This is a genomic window from Trinickia mobilis, assembly GCF_017315705.1.
In the GTDB taxonomy this organism is placed as follows: domain Bacteria; phylum Pseudomonadota; class Gammaproteobacteria; order Burkholderiales; family Burkholderiaceae; genus Trinickia_A; species Trinickia_A mobilis.
This window is the reverse complement of sequence record NZ_JAFLRF010000074.1, coordinates 1-17,169: the sequence shown is the minus strand read 5'-3', so window position 1 is coordinate 17,169 and position 17,169 is coordinate 1. Positions and strand designations below refer to the sequence as shown.

Here is a 17,169-nt window from a genome sequence, read left to right as displayed (position 1 = left end):
TTGCCTGGTGATGATCAACCTGCGGAAACTTCCCAAGTACCGGTCGCTGCGACATAAATCTCCTCCATAAAATTGAGTTTTCCAACTTACGATGCGATACCGTCTCGAACGCGACCTGACTCACGATAAGCACACGCGATCCATTCGCGAATCGCGCGGTAGTATTCGAGCGATGCGCGATACAGGCCATAGGCGGCGAGCGTGCCGCCAACGTGACGTCGCACTTGCGTGGCTTCGATTAGACGGGGACGTCCTCGAAATGAAATTTCCCATCTCGCAGCGCAAATGTCTGCTTCTTCAGCCATGCATCACTGGAGTTCGGGAAATCGGACCGATTGTGGACTCCACGCGTCTCGGTGCGGCGGAACATGGCTTGGCGCATGCCGTCAGACAGCTTGATCGCGCGTTCGAGGCGCAAGATTTCTTGCATCTCGCGGTAGCTGTTCCAGCCAAACGAGCGGACCTCGTCCAGCAGTTCAGCGAACTGTTCCCCGACACGTACAAGCCGTGCGCCGTCACGAATCGGCCCAAGAGCAAACTGGTTTGCGCGACGCAGATCGCTCATTAGCCCGTCAATCCTGCTTGGCTTTCCCGATTTGCTGGCTGGAGGAAGAAGAGATGCTCCTTGCTGCGCTGCTTTGCCGTTAAGGCTTTCTGCCGCGTGCCGTCCGGCAATCCGGCCGTACGTCATGGCTTCGACGAGCGCGACGCCACCGTGACGGTTGGCGCCATGCACGCCGCCAGCCACCTCTCCCACAGCATAGACGTTGGGAAGATTCGTCCGGCCTTCCACATCGACCCTCAGACCGCCGATCGTGTAGTGCGCCGAAGGGGCAACCCGTACCGGGGTGGTTCGGAAATTCGGCACGCACTTGCCCAAGAAGGTGCCTGTGAGTGAGTCCGGCGCCCAATCTTCTAAAGTCGTTTCACGGAAATCAACGAAGACCTTCTTGCCTTCGACGATCTCCGTCTGCACCACTGCCGCCAGTTGATCCCAGTTGTGCAGCTCCGAAAGGTATTGTGAGCCCTCGCCAAGATGCTTCACCATGATGTTTTCGCCCATGTCGTTAATGAGCTTGGCGCGCCTCGGGAAATCTGGATAAAGGAAGAGTGTCGGCACGCCCTCCTCGTTGACCGAGAGCGGGTAGAACTGCATGAACTCCATGTCGATCAGCTCGGCACCGGCGTCCATCGCCATGCCGTGACCATCGCCCGTCAGCGTCTCGGGGTTATCCGTGACCTCGTATAGGCCCTGAATCCCGCCAGTCGCCAGGATGATCGAGCGAGCGGCGATCGTCACCGGCTTGCCGTCGATAAGGGCACCGACCGTAGTGGAACCGGGTTCGAGAACCAGAGCACTTCCCCGCGCGCGCCGAATATTGGGCGACGTGTTGACGGCTTTACGCAACTGGGCATAGAGCGCGGTTCCGTGTGTCGACGAGAACTCCATCATGAGCCCCGTTATGTCCTCGACGGCATCGTTCTTCGCGTACTCGGTTTCCAATCCGGAAAGCAGCTCGCGTCCGCTCTTACTCACTGCCCGGCGCGCTCTCAGTCCACGCTCGGCCTTGTCGACAGGAACCTGATATGTCTCAATCAACTCCGCCATTTCCTTTGGCGCTTCATCGACGAGACGCCTCAAGAGCGCAATATCACACAAGCCCTTTCCAGTGGTTTGCGACATCGCTTCGTAGAACCGGGCACGATCGAAGCCCTCGTGCGCAGCGTAGGTGAGAAAGCCGGTGGAGACGGCAGTACTCGGTGCGCGGCCATCGCTGAGCAAGGTAACGTCACAACCCTTTTCGCTTGCGGCAAGCGCCGCAGTTTGACCCGCGGAGCCTTCTCCTACGACCAGTACGTCGGTTACAAGAAAATCCAACATGAGCGTCATTCTTCTGTCAAAAACTAAATTAAGGTGTTCTGAACGAGCAGTAGACGTCAGGGAAGAACGCCATATGCTTGTCTCCGAAAACATCCTCTTTGATTGGCGTCGCGAACGTTGCCGCGACCGACCGAAGCCTTGTGCCTCGACAAAGCGGTGGCCGCCACCCAATATTTGCTGGCTGGCGATCGCTTACCCATGTCGCGAATCAGCGCCAACCCGCCTCGGACCAACGCCATACCAGCAAAGCGGCACGAACGGACGCCGTCTGCGGTATGCCCGCCCCGGGGAAGAACGCGCTTCAGCGCAGATGTGAGGGGCCGGCCTCGTGTCATCAGCCAAGGTCGGCGATGTCGCGGTCCTTGGTCTCCGGAACCGTTAGGACACCGATGATGATGGTCGCGACTGCGAAGACGATCGGGTACCAGAGCCCGAAATAGATGTCGCCGGTTTGCGCCACCATGGAGATGGCGGTGGCCGGCAGGAGCCCGCCGAACCAGCCGTTGCCGATATGGTAGGGCAGCGACAGCCCGGAATATCGGATGCGGGCCGGGAAGAGTTCGACCAGCGCCGCCGCCATCGGGCCGTAGACCATGGTGACGTAGATCGCGAGCACGAAGAGAAGCCCGATGATCGACAGAACCTGCGCGCTCCGAAGATCGAAGACGTGGGTCATCCTGACCGTGCCGGGGGCGCCGGCCTTCGGGTAGCCCGCGGCCTGGAGGGCCGCGGTGACGGCGCTGCGGGATTCGGCGAGCTTGCCCGCCTCGAACGGCACGGCCGTCCCGTTGACGAGGACGCGCACCGGCTCGCCCGGCGCAGCGGCCCGTCGGTCGTAGCGGACCGAACTCTGGCCGAGGTAGGCGCGGGCGAGGTCGCAGGGCGCCGTGAAGACCCGGTTGCCGACCGGGTTGAACAGGTCGCCGCATTGGGCCGGATCGGCGGCAACAGTGACCTTGACGGTCTCGAGCGCGCGGGCGAGCGCCGGGTTGGCGCGCTCGGTGATCGCCTGGAAGATCGGGAAGTAGGTTGCCGCGGCGAGAAGGCAGCCGCCGATGATGATGGGCTTTCGGCCGATCTTGTCGGAAAGCCAGCCGAAGACCACGAAGAAGCCCGAGCCGAGGAAGAGCGACCAGAAGACGAGCAGCGTCGCTGTGAAGCCGTCGACCTTAAGGATGTTCTGCAGGAAGAAGAGCACGTAGAACTGGCCCATGTACCAAACGACGGCCTGGCCGGCGACGAGGCCGAAGAGTGCTATGAGGGCGATCTTGAGGTTCGACCAGCGGCCGAAGGCCTCGGTCAGCGGCGCCTTCGACGCCTTGCCCTCCGCCTTCATCCGCTGGAACACCGGCGACTCGTTGAGCTGCATGCGGATCCAGACCGAGATGCCGAGCAGCGCAGACGAGAGCAGGAAGGGCACGCGCCAGCCCCAGACCGGGAAGGCCTGCTCGCCGACCATGGCGCGGGTGCCGAGGATCGCGCCGAGCGAAAGAAAGAGGCCGAGCGTCGCTGTCGTCTGGATCCACGACGTGTAGAAGCCGCGTCGGCCTGGCGGGGCGTGCTCGGCGACGTAGATCGCGGCGCCCCCGTACTCGCCGCCGAGCGCCAGGCCCTGGAGGAGGCGCAGCACGATCAGGATGATCGGCGCCCAGAGGCCGATCGTCGCTGAGCCCGGCAGGAGGCCGACGAGAAAGGTCGATAGCCCCATGATCAGGATGGTGACGAGAAACGTGTATTTCCGACCGACGAGGTCGCCGATGCGCCCGAAGACGAGCGCGCCGAAAGTGCGCACGAGTGAGCCTGCGGCAAAGGCGAGCAGCGCAAAGATTGCCTGCGTCGCCGGCGGGAAGGCACCGAAGAAGGTCGCCCCGATGATCGCGGCGAGCGAACCGTAGAGGAAGAAGTCGTACCACTCGAAGACGGTGCCGAGGGATGAGGCGAAGATGACCTTGCGCTCCTCGCGCGTGACGCCGACGGTTTCGCGGAGCGGCATGGCAGTTGTGGTCATGGGTGTTTCCTCTGGATCTGCTGTTGATTGATCGAAGCGTGGGAGCCTGCGCGGCAGCGCGTCCCGCCCCCGACGATCTCTGCCTCGCTTGCGGTCAACGCAGCACTCTGGCCCGCACAGCTCTCTCCGACGACGAGCCCGTCCGTGACTAGGATTTCTGTCATGCCACACCTCGCGCAAGTTTCGCCAGCAGGGCTAACGCAAGTGGCGTGCCAAAAGGAAATTCCTTGTGTTTTCAGTGGCTTGTGCAGGTGAGCGTGAGCGTCGCTCTTCTCGAGAGGATCAGTTCTGGCCGGGTCAGGTCAAATCTGACCTCAGCCGAACATGGCCGAGCGCCTTTGGGCCATCGACTCAATGGCTGACGGGGCTTCGCCCTTCTCGCAGGCGTCTCTTGACGGTGGATTCGCTGATGCCCAGATGGGCGGCCGCCCGACCGATCGAGCCGAGGCGCTCGACGGCGGCTCGCACGGTCTCGACCTCATGGCTGCGCATGGCAGCCTTCAAAGGCTTGTTTGAGGGCGCGTGGGGCCCGTTCTCGACAAGGATATCGCTTGGCAGGGTCTCGAGCCCGATCTCGTCCTCGTGTGCGGTAACGGCGAGCCGCTCAATGATGTTGCGCAGTTCTCGAACGTTGCCCGGCCAAGCGTAGCGCAGAAGACGATCCATCACCGCTCCAGAGAAGCGGCGCGCGAAGCCGTAGCGCTCGTTGATCTCCTGCAGGAAACGGTGGGTGAGGGGGACGACGTCCTCCGGCCGCTCCCTGAGCGGGGGAATATGGATTGGGACGACGCTCAAGCGATAGAAGAGATCCTCGCGAAATGTCCGCTCCCGTACCATGGACCTGAGGTCACGGTTGGTCGCAGCAATCAGCCTGAAGTCCACATTGACCGTCCGGGTGCTGCCGAGACGGGTGAAGGCCCGGTCCTGGAGCACCTGCAGGAGCTTGACTTGCAACGGCGCCGGCATTTCGCCGATCTCGTCAAGGAACAGGGTGCCACCATGAGCGGCCTCGAAGAGACCCGCCTTGCCCTCTTTGCGGGCGCCCGTGAAGGCGCCGCGCTCGTAGCCGAAGAGCTCGGATTCGAGGAGCTCGGCCGGGATCGCGCCGCAGTTGATCTTGACGAAGGGCCCATCCTGCCTGGTTCCTTCGTTATGGATCAGGCGGGCGATGACGTCCTTGCCGACGCCGGATTCCCCCTGGATCAACAGCGTGGTGTCGACCCGCGCCAGGCGCAGGCCAAGATCAATCACGGCCTGCATGGCGGCGCTCGACCAAGTGACGAGATCGACGCGCTGGCTTTCCGAGCGTAGCTGCGCGAGCTCGGAACGGGTGCGGGCCAGATCGGCCTCAGCCTCGCTGAGTCGTTGCTGCAAGGCGACGAGTTCGGTCAGGTCGCGGGAGTTGATGATGACCTTGCGGACGTTGCCGCGCTCGTCGAAGAGCGGGATACCCGTCGCCAGCACGCTTTTGCCTGCTTTGGTGCGCTGCACCGCCGACTGTCGCTGCTTGGTGGTGATCACCTTCCAGGTGATCAGGGGCTTGATGTAGCCGAGCCGCTCAAGCTCGCGCGCGTCGCGGCCGATGAAGTCGCGGGCGTCGAGGCCGTAGGCTCGCTCGAAACCCTCATTGAGCCAAAGCGAGCGCCCACTGCCGTCGGCGACGTAGATACCATCGAAGCAGTTGTGAAAGATTTCCTGAAAGTCGGTGTGGAGTTCGCGCAGCTCTCGCAGCTGCGGGTCCTTCGGGTCCATGTAGCTCAAGGGCACGAAAACGGCGATGTCCCCGTCCTGCCCACGACCCGTCACGTCGACGTAGAACACCGCGTCGCCGATACTGACCCACACCGGTTCGCCTCGCTCGAGCGCGTCGGCGAGCCCAGCCGTGCCCGGGAAGACCTCAGCCAGTTCCCCCAGGGACGCATAGGCTCCGTCGAACAGGCTCCGCAAGGTGTAGTTCATGAACGCGATCGCCCCGTCGCGGACGCTCATCACGCCGATCGGCAGGCGGTCCAGGATGCTGCTCACCTCGGTCATGAATCTATCTTGGCGGACATCAATTTGTCGTCTAACGCCTTCATCCGCTCAAGTACCCGTGCGACATAGAGCGAACAGAGCGTGGCCGAATCCTCCCGGAACATCTTGATCCGCTTGGTATTCTCCAGAATCAAAAGGCCGACACAGTGCGCGAAAAATCCCGTTACTTCCACGCGGGCGGCCTCTTCTGACGCTCCCAGTGCCCGCAGCGCACCCTCGAAGTGCGCGAGGGCGTCGCGCAGCCTTTCATTCAGGGTTGCGTTGAGTTCCGGTGTGAGGCCGTGCGGCCGCATCCCGCCAAAAAGGTAGAACCCGAGGTCAAGGTCGCGGGGATTGCTCGCGTAAAAGTCATAGAACGCCATGGCGGCACGTTCGGCGCGCTTAGTCTCCGATCGCGCCCCCTTGATCCGGTCACTTACCGCCGCGTTCAGGCGCTCGAGCGATTCGGCCAGCAACGCGCCATAAATCTCTTCTTTCGCCTCGAAATACGAATAGATGGCACCCGGCGTATAGCCCGCGCGCTTGGCGATTTCCCGAATGCTTGCGCCATCAAGTCCGCGCTCTTCGAACACCTCACGGGCAGCAGCCAAGATGTGCGCGCGCTTGGCGTCGCTCACGACAGCCTGCCGGTCCCGACGCTGCTGCTCCCGATCAACTTCGGCAAGCTTCATTGGGTCCTCCAATTTCTGGACATGCTCGCACAGAATCAAACACTTGACAATGTTTTGAACACCGTTTAATTTTATTGCCAGTCGTTCAAACAACCCGGAGTCTCCCTATGCTGATGTCCTCCCGCGAATATGAAGAGTCCCTGCGTCAATATCGTCCGAAGGTGTTTGTCGACGGCCGACGCGTCGAATCCGTCGTTGACGAGCCCGCATTGCGCCCCGGCGTCAATGCAGTGGGACTGACGTACGACTACGCGCTGCGCGAAGAATACGCACCGATCACGACTGCAACTCAGGCGAGCAGCGGCAAGGTCGTCAACCGCCTTCTTCATATCAATACCAGCAGCGGCGACCTCCTCAACAAACTGGAAGCGGTCCGCCTCATCTGCCAGGAAACCGGCTGCGCACAGCGCTATCTGACGCACGACGCACTGAACGCAATCCACCAGGTTTCCGCGCGCATCGACGACGCGAAGGGCACAACCGAACATCGGGAGCGCTTCGCAGCCTACCTCCACGACATCCAGGACCGGGATCTGACCTTGGGTGTTGCGATGACGGACGCGAAAGGCGACCGCAGCAAACGACCGCATCAACAGAACAACCCCGACACCTACGTTCACATCACCCACCGCGACGGCAAAGGCATCCGCATCTCCGGCACGAAGGCCATCGTGACCGGTGCGCCGTATATGCACGAATTCCTGGTCATGCCTTGCCGGAACATGGGCAAGGAAGACGCGGAATTCGCCGTGTGTTGTGCAGTTCCGGTTGATGCTGAGGGCGTGACGATCGTCGCTCGTCCTGCCGGCCGCCCCGGCGAGAAGGCGGCTCTGTTCTCCAACAAGTACGGCCAATCGACAGGCGTGGTCGTGTTTCAGGACGTGTTCGTGCCTTGGGAGCGTGTGTTCTATGCCGGCGAGTGGGAGCATAGCGGCTACATGACCTACAACTACGCTACTCACCACCGTCACAGTTGCATCGGTGCGCGGGCGGGCTTCGGTGATTTGCTCATCGGTGCGGGCGCGCTGATGTGCGAAGCAAATGGCTTCGATCCGGGCGAAGAGCACCACCTTCGGGACCAGATGGTCGAACTCATCAAGATCACTGAGGGCTTCTACGCATGCGGCGTGGCAGCCTCGGTGTATGCGACTCAGGACGCTCCCGCACAAAGCTTCGTTCCTGATCATGTGTTTTCCAACATCGGCAAGCTGCTGCTCGCGACGCAAATCTATGACATGCACAAGATCGCGCATTACGTATCGGGTGGTCTCATTGTCACGCTGCCGGGCCCGGACGAGGACCATAACCCGGAAACCGCCGCCACGCTGCAGAACGTTCTCCGCGCCAATTCGGACATCCCGTATGACAAGCGCATCGAGACGGCGCGCTTTATCGAGGATCTGACAGCCTCGTATCAGGGTGGCTGGTACTCGGTTATCAGCATGCACGGAGGCGGGTCGCCGGAAGCGATGAAGCGGGAGATCTACCGCAACTATCCGGTCGGCTCCAAGGTTCAGCTCGTCGAGCGGCTCCTGAATCGCGGTTTGATGGACGACCCGAACCGAGCCATCACGCGTAATACTCAGCCTGGCAAATGCTGCTCGCAAGGGTGTACGGCTCCCGGCGCCCCGGTAATGGTCGATCTTCCCGTACTGCCGTCCAAGCAGCAGACGACAGTTTGAAAGGGAATTTCCATGAACATGAGATGCATGCGGGAGAAAGCATGAAATGGCGGAGGCCGGTGTTTTATAGAGTCGGGCCGAGAATCGTACAGTAGAGGGCCTACCGTACGCTTTCGAGGCGGTTTGTTGCGCTTGTACATGCGCGCTTCAGTCGCCGAACATGGCTTTTATGTCGCGTCCCGTCTGCTCGGCTTCCTCGATTAGCCAGTCGAGAAATTGCCTGGTTGCAGGGGAGTCCGCCACAGCTTGCTTCCAGCAAATAAAGTATGGGAACGGCATGGGTAGGCCGATCTTGAACGGCGCAACAAGTTCGTGTCGCTTGATGCTATCAATGGCAAAAAAGCCTTGTCCCAACGAAATGCCTCTCCCCCGAATTGCTGCATCGATTGCCATGCCTGAAACGGAATAAGTGAGTGGCGCCAGCACCTCGGGTAAGGGCACTCCGACGGCATGCAGCCAGTTTCCCCACGTTGGCGGCGACCTGTTTGCCCATCCCCACTCAACGTGAATGAGCGGATAGCGCAAGATATCCGCCGGCTGCGAAATCGGTCCTTGTGACTGCAAAAGCGAGGGTGCACATACGGGGGCGACTCTGTCCGTAAAGACGACGTGATAGGGCGTTCCGTCATGCGGTAGTGCTCCATACGTCAGCCGGACGTCGGCACTTCTCGCGCCGATGCTGGTTTCGTGATCGACGACCTCGACGTGAACCTGCACGTGAGGGCAGACGGTGTGCCATGTGTCCAATCTGGAGGCAAGCCAATGGGTCGCAACCGACGGAAATGTCATGAGGGTGAGTCGGCGCCCCGTCTGTGCCTTGAGCGCCGCCTGGGCGCTATGGAAGCACTCGAATCCCCTGGAAATATGTGAATGGTACAGCTCGCAGAGCGGTGTCGGTCGCAGGCCGGTGTTCTCCCGCTCAAAAAGCGCGACCCCGAGAAAGTCCTCGAGGACACGAATCTGCTGACTAATCGCCCCGGGCGTCACGTGAAGCGCCTCCGCTGCGGCCACGACACCCCCGTAACGAATGACGGCATCGAATATCTGCAGCGCTCGAAGAGGAGGAAGGCGGCTCATCTCGTTGACCTAGGAAATGCCGTCGGGATCGTCAACCCTGGAGGCAACAACCCGTTGCTCGGCAGCAAGTACGCGAACAATCGCGATCCCCATATCCATGTATCTTGCACCGGCTGCCCGATGATCGTCCGGGTTCTTGCACCAGGGCCACGCAACGGCGTCATGCAATGCTGCACGCTTACGGTTGCACATCGGTTTTGAACCATTTTTCCGACAGCCGCTCGACGGTACCGTCCGCAAGTGCCTCCGTGATGGCTGCGTCGAATTTCGCCTTCAGGTCCGTATCCTGTTTGCGAAACCCAAGTCCCTCTCCCGGGCCCCAAATCGCGCCGCCGATCTTGGGTCCGGTGGTCTGGATTTTAGCGGTTTCCTTGTTGTCGGCGATTCCCGCAAAGTAGGTCACGTCGTCGAAGGCCATGTCGATACGCCCGTTGAGCAAGTCGAGGTCGCGTTCGGCCGAGGTCTTGTAGAGGCGTACTGTAGTGACGTCCTTGAAGTTGTCGGTGATGAACTTGGTATAAACCGTGCCGGATTGAATGCCGATCGATTTCCCTCTCAGTTGATCGCGCAGCGGGGCGATCACGGGTCCGTCGGATTTGGGGTCGCCGGTCAGCTTGAGGAAAGCGGTTTTTCCCGTCGTGTTCGCCAATCCATGCCCATCTGCCGTCGCGAACGCGGCCGGCGTTGCAGCGTAGGGCTTGGAGAAGGCAATGACCTTTTGGCGGTCCGGTGTGATTGCAAGGGCGTCCATCACAACATCGAATTTGCCGGCCTGCAGGCCGGAAATGAGGCCGTCGAAGTCCTGGGCGACTGTGTCGCATTGCAGGTTGACCCGCTTGCACAGATTGTCGAGTAATTCCGGTTCGAATCCCGAGAGTTTTCCGCTCGGCAATGTCAGATTCCACGGAGCATAACTGCCTTCCAGTGCAACCTTCACGGTCTTCCATTCCTTTGCTTGAGCGCCGTTTCCTGCCAGTGCCAGCACGCCGAGAAAGGTGACGAGAGAAGCCTTCAGGACATTTGTGAAAATCATATTCACATTACACCTCCATACTGTCGAATCAAGGTTGCCCTTGGATTGGAAATAGGCGGAATTGCGGGCAGTACCGGCTTTAGCTGTGCAATGTGCCGGCGATGCTCTCCACGATGCTCAGCAAGTCGCCCTGTTCGACGAGCCGGTGGACTCCCACCATGTCCGGATAGAAGAACCGATCGCCTTCTGCAGTCGGGGCAACCTGTCGAATTCGCGCATACGCCGCCGCGGTTGCGGGTGATGCGTCGGCCGGATCGAAGAAGTCCAGCGCCTGGGCGGCGGTAAGCAGCTCGATCGCCAGCACGTGCTGCAACTTCTGCGAAGTGGCGTAGGCTTTTCGTGCCGCGTGATAGGCGAAGCTCACGGGGTCTTCCTGGTTGCCGCTCGTCGGCACGCTGTCGACGCTTGCTGGTTGAGCGAGGTTGCGCATCTCGCCCAGCAATCCGGCCGCCGTGTACTGAATGATCATGTAACCGCTGTTCAGCCCCGGATCCTTCGCGAGGAACGCGGGCAGTTCGCTGAAGTACGGGTTGACGAGCCGGTCCGTCCGGCGCTCCGAGATCTTCGCGAGCGTGGTCATGGCGATGCAGAGGAGATCGCACGCGATGCCGACGAACGTACCGTCGAAGTTGGCGCCGGATATCGCGGCGCCATCCTCTCCGTCGGGATGGATGACGGGATTGTCGCCGCACGACCCCATTTCATCGAGAATCGCGTCGTACGCGTCGTTGATCGCCCGCTTGGACGCCCCATGTACCTGAGCAATGCCGCGAAGGCTGTAGGCGTCCTGCAGTCTGTAATCGGCAAAGCGATCGCATAGTGCACTTCCGGCCAGCAGCCGCCGGATGTTGTCGGCGGTGTTCCTCTGATCGACATGTTTCTTGACGGAGTGATACCGGGCGTCCAGCGAGCGCGTGGTTGCCTTGAGCGGCTGCAGGGACATCGATGCGGCAATGTCGGCAACCTTCGAAAGCTCGATCGCGTTGTAAAGCGCAAGCATCCCGATCGCGGTCACTGACGTGGTGCCGTTGGTGAGTGCAAGCCCCTCCTTGCATCGCAGCGAGTACGGCTTCAGCCCCGCTCGCTCCAATGCTTCGGTGCCACTCAGGCGTTCACCGCGGCAGAAAGCTTCTCCTTCACCGATCAGCACGAGCGCCATATGGGCCTCGGGCGCGAGATAACCGACCGATCCGTCGCCCGGCGCGAACGGCGTGATGTCGTTGTTCAGCAGGCCGGCGATTTGCTGCAGCAATTCGAGGCTTACGCCGGAATAGCCCTTGCCGAGGCTGATCAGCATCATCAGGAGCGTGGCTCGGACAACTTCGCGAGGCAGCGGTTCGCCGACCGAGACGGCATGGGAGCGCACGATATTTCGCTGAAGCTGCTCGGCGTCGCTCGGGCTGATGACGCGTGTCGAATTTGCGCCAAAGCCAGACGTCACGCCATAGACAAGCCGGTTCTGGCTCAGAAAAAGATCGACCAGGCGGCGCGAATTCAACACGCGCTCGCGATATCCGGGCGAAAACGTTACCTGTGCACCATGTCTGGCCACGGCAATGAATTGCTCGATCGAAATGTCTGATTCTCCGAGCTGAACTTCGAAGATCTTATTTGGCCGAGATTGGATGTTCGCCAAACTCATTCTGAATTCCCTCCGTCGAATGCGTGTAATGAAGTTGGTGACAAAATAAGTTTCAAAGCGGGACCCTCGCTGGAGATCATTGCTGGTGAGAGTAGCGTCCGGCCATCTTGGCGCGCAAACGATATTATTTGATGTTCGGGTTTAGATTTTCTAAAGCCCGATTTGTCGCGTCATGTTAAATTTTTCTGCCTAAAGAATGATTTCCATCTGGTTCGATAAAATAATGTGTGCGGATTTTGAGGGGTTACCTGAAAATCTCGGTATTTCGATTATCGTCTACGTAAATGTTTTTCTTGAATTCTTGTATGGGCAGGTCGATGGAACCGTGGCTGCAATAGCATCCTCAAGCCGACGCGGTGCCGCGCAATGGGATCCGTGGCCGAGTGCGCCAGCAAGCGAAGTCTGGATATTCCGACCAACGCACGAAGGCCTGTTGTCTAGGGCAAAGCGGTCGCACAAGTGTCCGGTTGCTGGCGGAGGCGAACGACGGTTCATGGCCGAACCGTGTTGAGCGTCTAGCAATCGAACGGTGCTTGCCATGACCGGCGGCACGCGGGCCCGTTGCCGCCATCCGGCCAACGTCGCCTCCCCGTCTGCGCTAGAAGCGAAGCAGCCTCAAACCTTTGACGGATCCTGCCTCGGTGCTGGGCGGACGAGTGTCCCGGTTCGGCCCGATCTGTCAAGATAGGCGCCGCCCGACTGAAGCGATTGTGGCGAAAATACATACCGCATTTTTTGCTCCGAGCAAGCCTGCAAACGATTGCTTATACTCTGTGCACCTCTTTCTCCGAGGCGCATCGTATGCGGCAGGAATGGCTTGAATATCTCCAGCAACTTAGCTGGAACACTCCGATAACTTTGGCGCTAGCGTCAGCGGCGGTCGGCTCTGTCGTAACGCTGGCATGGATCGCCGCGCGCGATGCCCGGGAGCGCAGGCGTCGCCGACGGGACACTGCATTGGAGCTGGCGTTATCGCTGGAAAGCTACGCTCGAACCTGTCGGACAATGATGCATAAGGCCGCTTGGGCAGCATCGGAGCCGGTCGGCCCTACGGGCCGCGAAGCCAGCAAGGGCGTGTCCATTCCCGCCTTTGCCTATCCGGACAAGTTGCAGTGGGACGTCCTGAGCCGCAGAGTTATCTCCGAGCTGCGCGAGTACCCGGCAACGGCGCACGCCGCTCGGGAGTATGTGGAAGCATTCCGCGAATTCGGTGAGCCGATCGACCTTTGCGGCCAGGTTGAATACGAATGTGCGAAAGCTGCGATGGCAGCGTTAGCACTGGCTCGGACCACGCGCCGGCGGCACGGAGCCGCGACGTGGAAGCCGGGTGCCAAAGATTCAGCCATGGAGCGCGAACTGTCCGACTTCATCGCGAATGCTGAAGAAAAACGCAAGGAATCGCTCGAACGCCGAACGATTCCAGCAAACAGTTTCATCCACCGGTTGAATCCGCAGCAGCAAACAGCCATTGAACTCCGGCAGACGGAAGCTGCTTCACTTCCTTAGCCGTCGTTCGCCCACCGGCCGTGGCTTATCCTCGAGACGACCCGCCAACGAACCCTGGCATTAGAGCGTCATGCGCATCGTGAGTTGCCGGTGTCCTTGGGAAGTATCGAAAGATCCGCTTTCGAGATCTCGGTCGGCTTACCGATATACGGAAAGGCATTACCAAAGTAGCGCACGTCAGCCGGAATTTTGTTGGGGTCCGGCGGCCTGGGCCCAGGTGTGAGTGGGCGACGAGGAAAACGGATGCACAACCCACACCTCGCACCGTCCAGGGTGAAGCACCACACCATGAGAGTCCCCAAGCCGAACAAGCTCTCTTTCGACTTCCTCGACGCTTGCCGCCAACATCTGCGCCAACTGTTCGTTGGTGGGAGCATGACCTTTGTCGATGAAAGTCTGCACGATGTGGTGATGCAGAAGGGAGTCAAACCGTAGCTGAGCCATGATCTTTTTGCGGCGGTGCCGCCCCGGTATTCAGGTGCATTCCTCATCCTATACTGCTTAGCATCCGTCACGCGGTAGCCCTCGACGGCGGTGCACATCATGAATCCGGCACCGGACCCGGGGCGAGCCGCCGACGGAAAGCCACTTCGAGGCGCCGCGAGCCTCGCGTGTCGGTGTCCGCCGGACCGTCGACTTCCGACGTTTCGCTATTTGCCGTATGTTCTTGCCGCTCATGCCCAACCGTGCTCGTAGTGCCTGGGTATGAGTAGCGGCCGTGCCTCTGCAATGGGCCCAAACGCGAGGAAATCATGAGCGTTTCAGACATCCTTCATCATTCACGGAAGCCTCTCGACGGCGGCAACGGCTCGGCCTATCTGACAGATGTCTCCCGGCTCGATATCGAGCAGGCTTCAGAGGCGATCCGCGGACGCGCCATCCGCACGCCGCTGCTGCCTTACGCCGAGGCGACCGATCGGAGCCTCTTTCTCAAACCGGAGAACCTTCAGCCGCGCGGATCGTTCAAGATACGGTGCGCGCTGAATGCGGTGTCGAAGCTCACTCCGACAGAACTCTCAAGGGGAGTCTATACAGCGAGCACGGGGAACTTCGCGCTTGGGGTTGCGGAGGCGGCGCGGGAGCGAGGCGCAAAAGCGAGCGTGTATGTCACCGAAACGGCCTCGAGCAGCAAAATCGAGGCGCTCGGCAAGCTCGGAGCAAAGGTACTGAGGGTCAGCTATCCGGAATGGTGGGCGATATTGTGTGGTGACACACCCGATGCAGAGACAGGTACGTTCTTGCATCCGTGCGCATGCCGCGATGTGGTCGTCGGCAATGCGACCATCGGACGGGAAATACTGGAAGACCTACCGGACGTCGAGGCAATCCTTGTGCCCTTCGGTGGTGGAGGGCTGATAACCGGCATCGCGCTGGCGTGTTCGCATTGGGGCGCTCGCGCGAAAATCTATGCCTGCGAGACAGAGGCGGCAACGCCCTTATATTCCTCTCTCGCGGCTGGGAAGCCGGTCGAAGTTCCAGCGGAATCCAGTCCGATGGTCACGGGCATTGGCGTGTCGACTGTTCTCGACGCCAACTGGCCATATCTCGATGCGTTCGTGGACGGCGTTGTCGTATCCAGTCTGGATGCCACGGCTGAAGCCATCCGCTCGCTCGCAAAGAGCAATCATCTCGTGGTCGAGGGCGCCGGTGCCGCGGCGCTCGCCGCAGCGCGTCACCCGTTCTTCACCGGCAAGCGCATTGCTGGGGTCCTGACCGGAGGAGGCATCGACATGCAGGTGTTCGCTTCGGTTCTGACCGGGGACCGATCCGGGTATCTCGCGCCGGCTCGACTACGTGACTATGAGTAAAGCCGGGCTCAGGCCATGCGCGAAGGCACGCTCGCTGGTCGCTCACCAACAACGCTGCGCTCACCGCCCGCGTCGCTAGGCAAACAGATTGTGCTTGATCTGGCGCAAATGCCCGGTCAAAGCGGCGATAGCCGTTTCGGCGTCGCGATCTCGCAGCGCCTCGACAATCGCACGATGCTGTGCCTCGTATTCCTTGCGCCGCTCGGGCGTCAACGAATGGCGCTTGAGGCGGCCCCATTCGCCCTGGTCCCGGACACGATTCGAAAGCTCGAGGATCTTGAGGAAGAACGAGTTGTGGGTGGCGAGAGCGAACGTGCGATGCAGTTCGCCGTCCCAATGCTCGAATTCTTCGATGGTTTGTGCCGCTTCCGATCGCTCCAGGCACTCGGCCATCTTCGCGAAGTCTGCCCCGGTGGCGTTACGCGCAATCAGCCGGGGCATCAGCGGCTCAATCAGCAAACGCGCCTCCATCAGTTCGGCCGGGCTGGTCTGCCCGCCATTCAGATCTTCTTCGACGGCCCGAACAGGCGTAGGCAATGAATGTGCGGCGCCCCGCCGCACGAACGTGCCACTGCCGACCGACTGGCTAATCAACCCCCGCTCCTTGAGCTCCTGAAGCACACGCCTGACCGCGCCCCTCGACGTGCCGAACTGCTCGCTCAGAAGTCGCTCGGCCGGCAGCTTCATTCCGTCGCCCATTCTGCCGGTGGCGATCTCGTTCGTTAGAAAGCTCGCGAGCGCCTTTGCTCCGGCTGCACGCACCGAGCTTTTTCCCTCGATTTCACTCATGGCATTCCCCGATTTCAGTGGCTCGATCATACTTTAGCGGTACCAATTGGTCAATATATTGGTTTGCCCTTGCTTGCATCGAATCCATTTTGGTCCTACAGTCTCGTCAACGACAACCAATTGGATTCGCAAAGGAGGAACCAGATGAAACTCGCGAACCTCGACGTGGCGGGCAAACGCCTTATCGCCGTCGTCGATACCGGTGCGGAACGGTACTGGCCTGTTCACGACTTGGTCCCTGATTTTCAGGGTGACATGGTCCAATTGGTTCACAAATTCGGCCAGTTATACCGGGATCTGCGGCCGCGCGGTCCCGGCACGCCGTTGGCCGCGGCAAAAGTGCTGGCGCCGATCGACCAGCCTCGACGCAATCTCTTCTGCGTCGGCAAGAACTATTACGAGCATGCCGCTGAATTCCAGAATTCCGGCTTCGACAGCAGCGCCAAGAACGGCGAGCACGCACCCGAGGCACCGGTGATTTTCACGAAGCCGGCATCGACGGTCATTGGGCCCGGCGGAAAGATTCCCGGGCACACGGGCGTCACGAGTCAACTCGACTACGAGGCAGAGTTGGGGGTAGTCATCGGGAAAGGCGGGCGGGGCATCAAGAAGGCGGATGCCATGAACCACGTTTTCGGCTACACAGTGATCAACGACATCACCGCGCGAGACCTCCAAAAACTCCATCGCCAGTGGTTCCTTGGAAAGTCGCTTGATGGATTCTGCCCCATGGGCCCGTACGTGGTCACCGCGGACGAGGTGGACGGCCAGAACATCGATATCAAGTGCTGGGTGAATGGCGAATTGCGTCAGAACTCGAACACCTCCAAGCTCATCTTCAACATCCCGACTCTGATTGAAACCCTGTCGGCCGGTATCGAACTCCAGCCTGGCGATGTCATCGCGACCGGCACACCTGCCGGCGTGGGTATCGGCTTCAACCCGCCGAAGTTTCTGCAGCGGGGCGATCTAATCCGAATCGAAATCCAGAACGTCGGCGTCCTCGAAAACGAGGTGGGCGAATGACGACATCGTTG

The 17,169-nt window shown here is 60.4% G+C and carries 13 protein-coding genes; 5 read left to right on the top strand and 8 right to left on the bottom strand.

The genetic code is table 11. The annotated features are described in order from the left end of the window. Nucleotides 1-238 precede the first annotated feature (238 nt). The 4 genes from J3489_RS36160 to J3489_RS36145 form a co-directional block, all read right to left on the bottom strand. Complete coding sequence (locus J3489_RS36160) at nt 239-1,891, bottom strand: FAD-dependent oxidoreductase (protein ID WP_207005597.1); 1,653 nt, start codon at nt 1,889-1,891, stop codon at nt 239-241. A 325-nt stretch (nt 1,892-2,216) separates the two neighbouring features. Next, on the bottom strand, nt 2,217-3,890 hold the full coding sequence (locus J3489_RS36155; protein WP_242540581.1) for an MFS transporter: 1,674 nt from the start codon (nt 3,888-3,890) through the stop codon (nt 2,217-2,219). A gap of 351 nt (nt 3,891-4,241) precedes the next feature. Continuing rightward, nucleotides 4,242-5,924, bottom strand: coding sequence for a sigma-54 interaction domain-containing protein (locus J3489_RS36150; RefSeq protein WP_242540580.1), 1,683 nt, complete (start codon nt 5,922-5,924; stop codon nt 4,242-4,244). Beyond that, nucleotides 5,921-6,595: a TetR/AcrR family transcriptional regulator gene (locus J3489_RS36145; RefSeq protein ID WP_207005596.1), complete on the bottom strand. Its 675-nt coding sequence runs from the start codon at nt 6,593-6,595 to the stop codon at nt 5,921-5,923. Before J3489_RS36145 ends, J3489_RS36150 begins: the two co-directional genes overlap by 4 nt. 107 nt (nt 6,596-6,702) lie before the next feature. On the opposite strand from J3489_RS36145, the gene J3489_RS36140 reads away from it, so the two are divergent. Then, nucleotides 6,703-8,277, top strand: a complete 1,575-nt coding sequence (locus J3489_RS36140; RefSeq protein ID WP_207005595.1) for a 4-hydroxyphenylacetate 3-hydroxylase family protein — start codon at nt 6,703-6,705, stop codon at nt 8,275-8,277. Between the two features lie 147 nt (nt 8,278-8,424). Here the strand turns inward: J3489_RS36140 and J3489_RS36135 are convergent, their stop codons facing one another. From J3489_RS36135 to hutH, 3 genes are all read right to left on the bottom strand, one after another. Further along, nucleotides 8,425-9,354, bottom strand: coding sequence for a LysR substrate-binding domain-containing protein (locus J3489_RS36135; protein WP_207005594.1), 930 nt, complete (start codon nt 9,352-9,354; stop codon nt 8,425-8,427). Between the two features lie 178 nt (nt 9,355-9,532). Beyond that, the gene (locus J3489_RS36130) at nt 9,533-10,387 is read right to left on the bottom strand and encodes a transporter substrate-binding domain-containing protein (protein ID WP_207005598.1); all 855 of its coding nucleotides are present in this window, start codon (nt 10,385-10,387) and stop codon (nt 9,533-9,535) included. Between the two features lie 79 nt (nt 10,388-10,466). Then, complete coding sequence (gene hutH / locus J3489_RS36125) at nt 10,467-12,029, bottom strand: histidine ammonia-lyase (RefSeq protein ID WP_207005593.1); 1,563 nt, start codon at nt 12,027-12,029, stop codon at nt 10,467-10,469. 957 nt (nt 12,030-12,986) lie between these two features. On the opposite strand from hutH, the gene J3489_RS36120 reads away from it, so the two are divergent. From J3489_RS36120 to J3489_RS36110, 3 genes are all read left to right on the top strand, one after another. Then, entirely contained in the window at nt 12,987-13,535 is a 549-nt protein-coding gene (locus J3489_RS36120; RefSeq protein WP_242540579.1) for a hypothetical protein, read from the top strand. 243 nt (nt 13,536-13,778) lie between these two features. Continuing rightward, nucleotides 13,779-13,970 (top strand): hypothetical protein, encoded by a 192-nt coding sequence (locus tag J3489_RS36115; protein ID WP_207005592.1) that lies wholly within the window; start codon nt 13,779-13,781, stop codon nt 13,968-13,970. A 317-nt stretch (nt 13,971-14,287) separates the two neighbouring features. Further along, nucleotides 14,288-15,343, top strand: coding sequence for a threonine ammonia-lyase (locus J3489_RS36110; protein WP_207005591.1), 1,056 nt, complete (start codon nt 14,288-14,290; stop codon nt 15,341-15,343). A gap of 75 nt (nt 15,344-15,418) precedes the next feature. On the opposite strand, the gene J3489_RS36105 is transcribed toward J3489_RS36110, so the two are convergent. Next, nucleotides 15,419-16,132, bottom strand: a complete 714-nt coding sequence (locus tag J3489_RS36105; RefSeq protein ID WP_207005590.1) for a FadR/GntR family transcriptional regulator — start codon at nt 16,130-16,132, stop codon at nt 15,419-15,421. A gap of 144 nt (nt 16,133-16,276) precedes the next feature. Here J3489_RS36105 and J3489_RS36100 point away from each other — a divergent pair, with 144 nt between their 5' ends. Beyond that, entirely contained in the window at nt 16,277-17,158 is an 882-nt protein-coding gene (locus J3489_RS36100) for a fumarylacetoacetate hydrolase family protein (protein ID WP_207005589.1), read from the top strand. Nucleotides 17,159-17,169 lie beyond the last annotated feature (11 nt).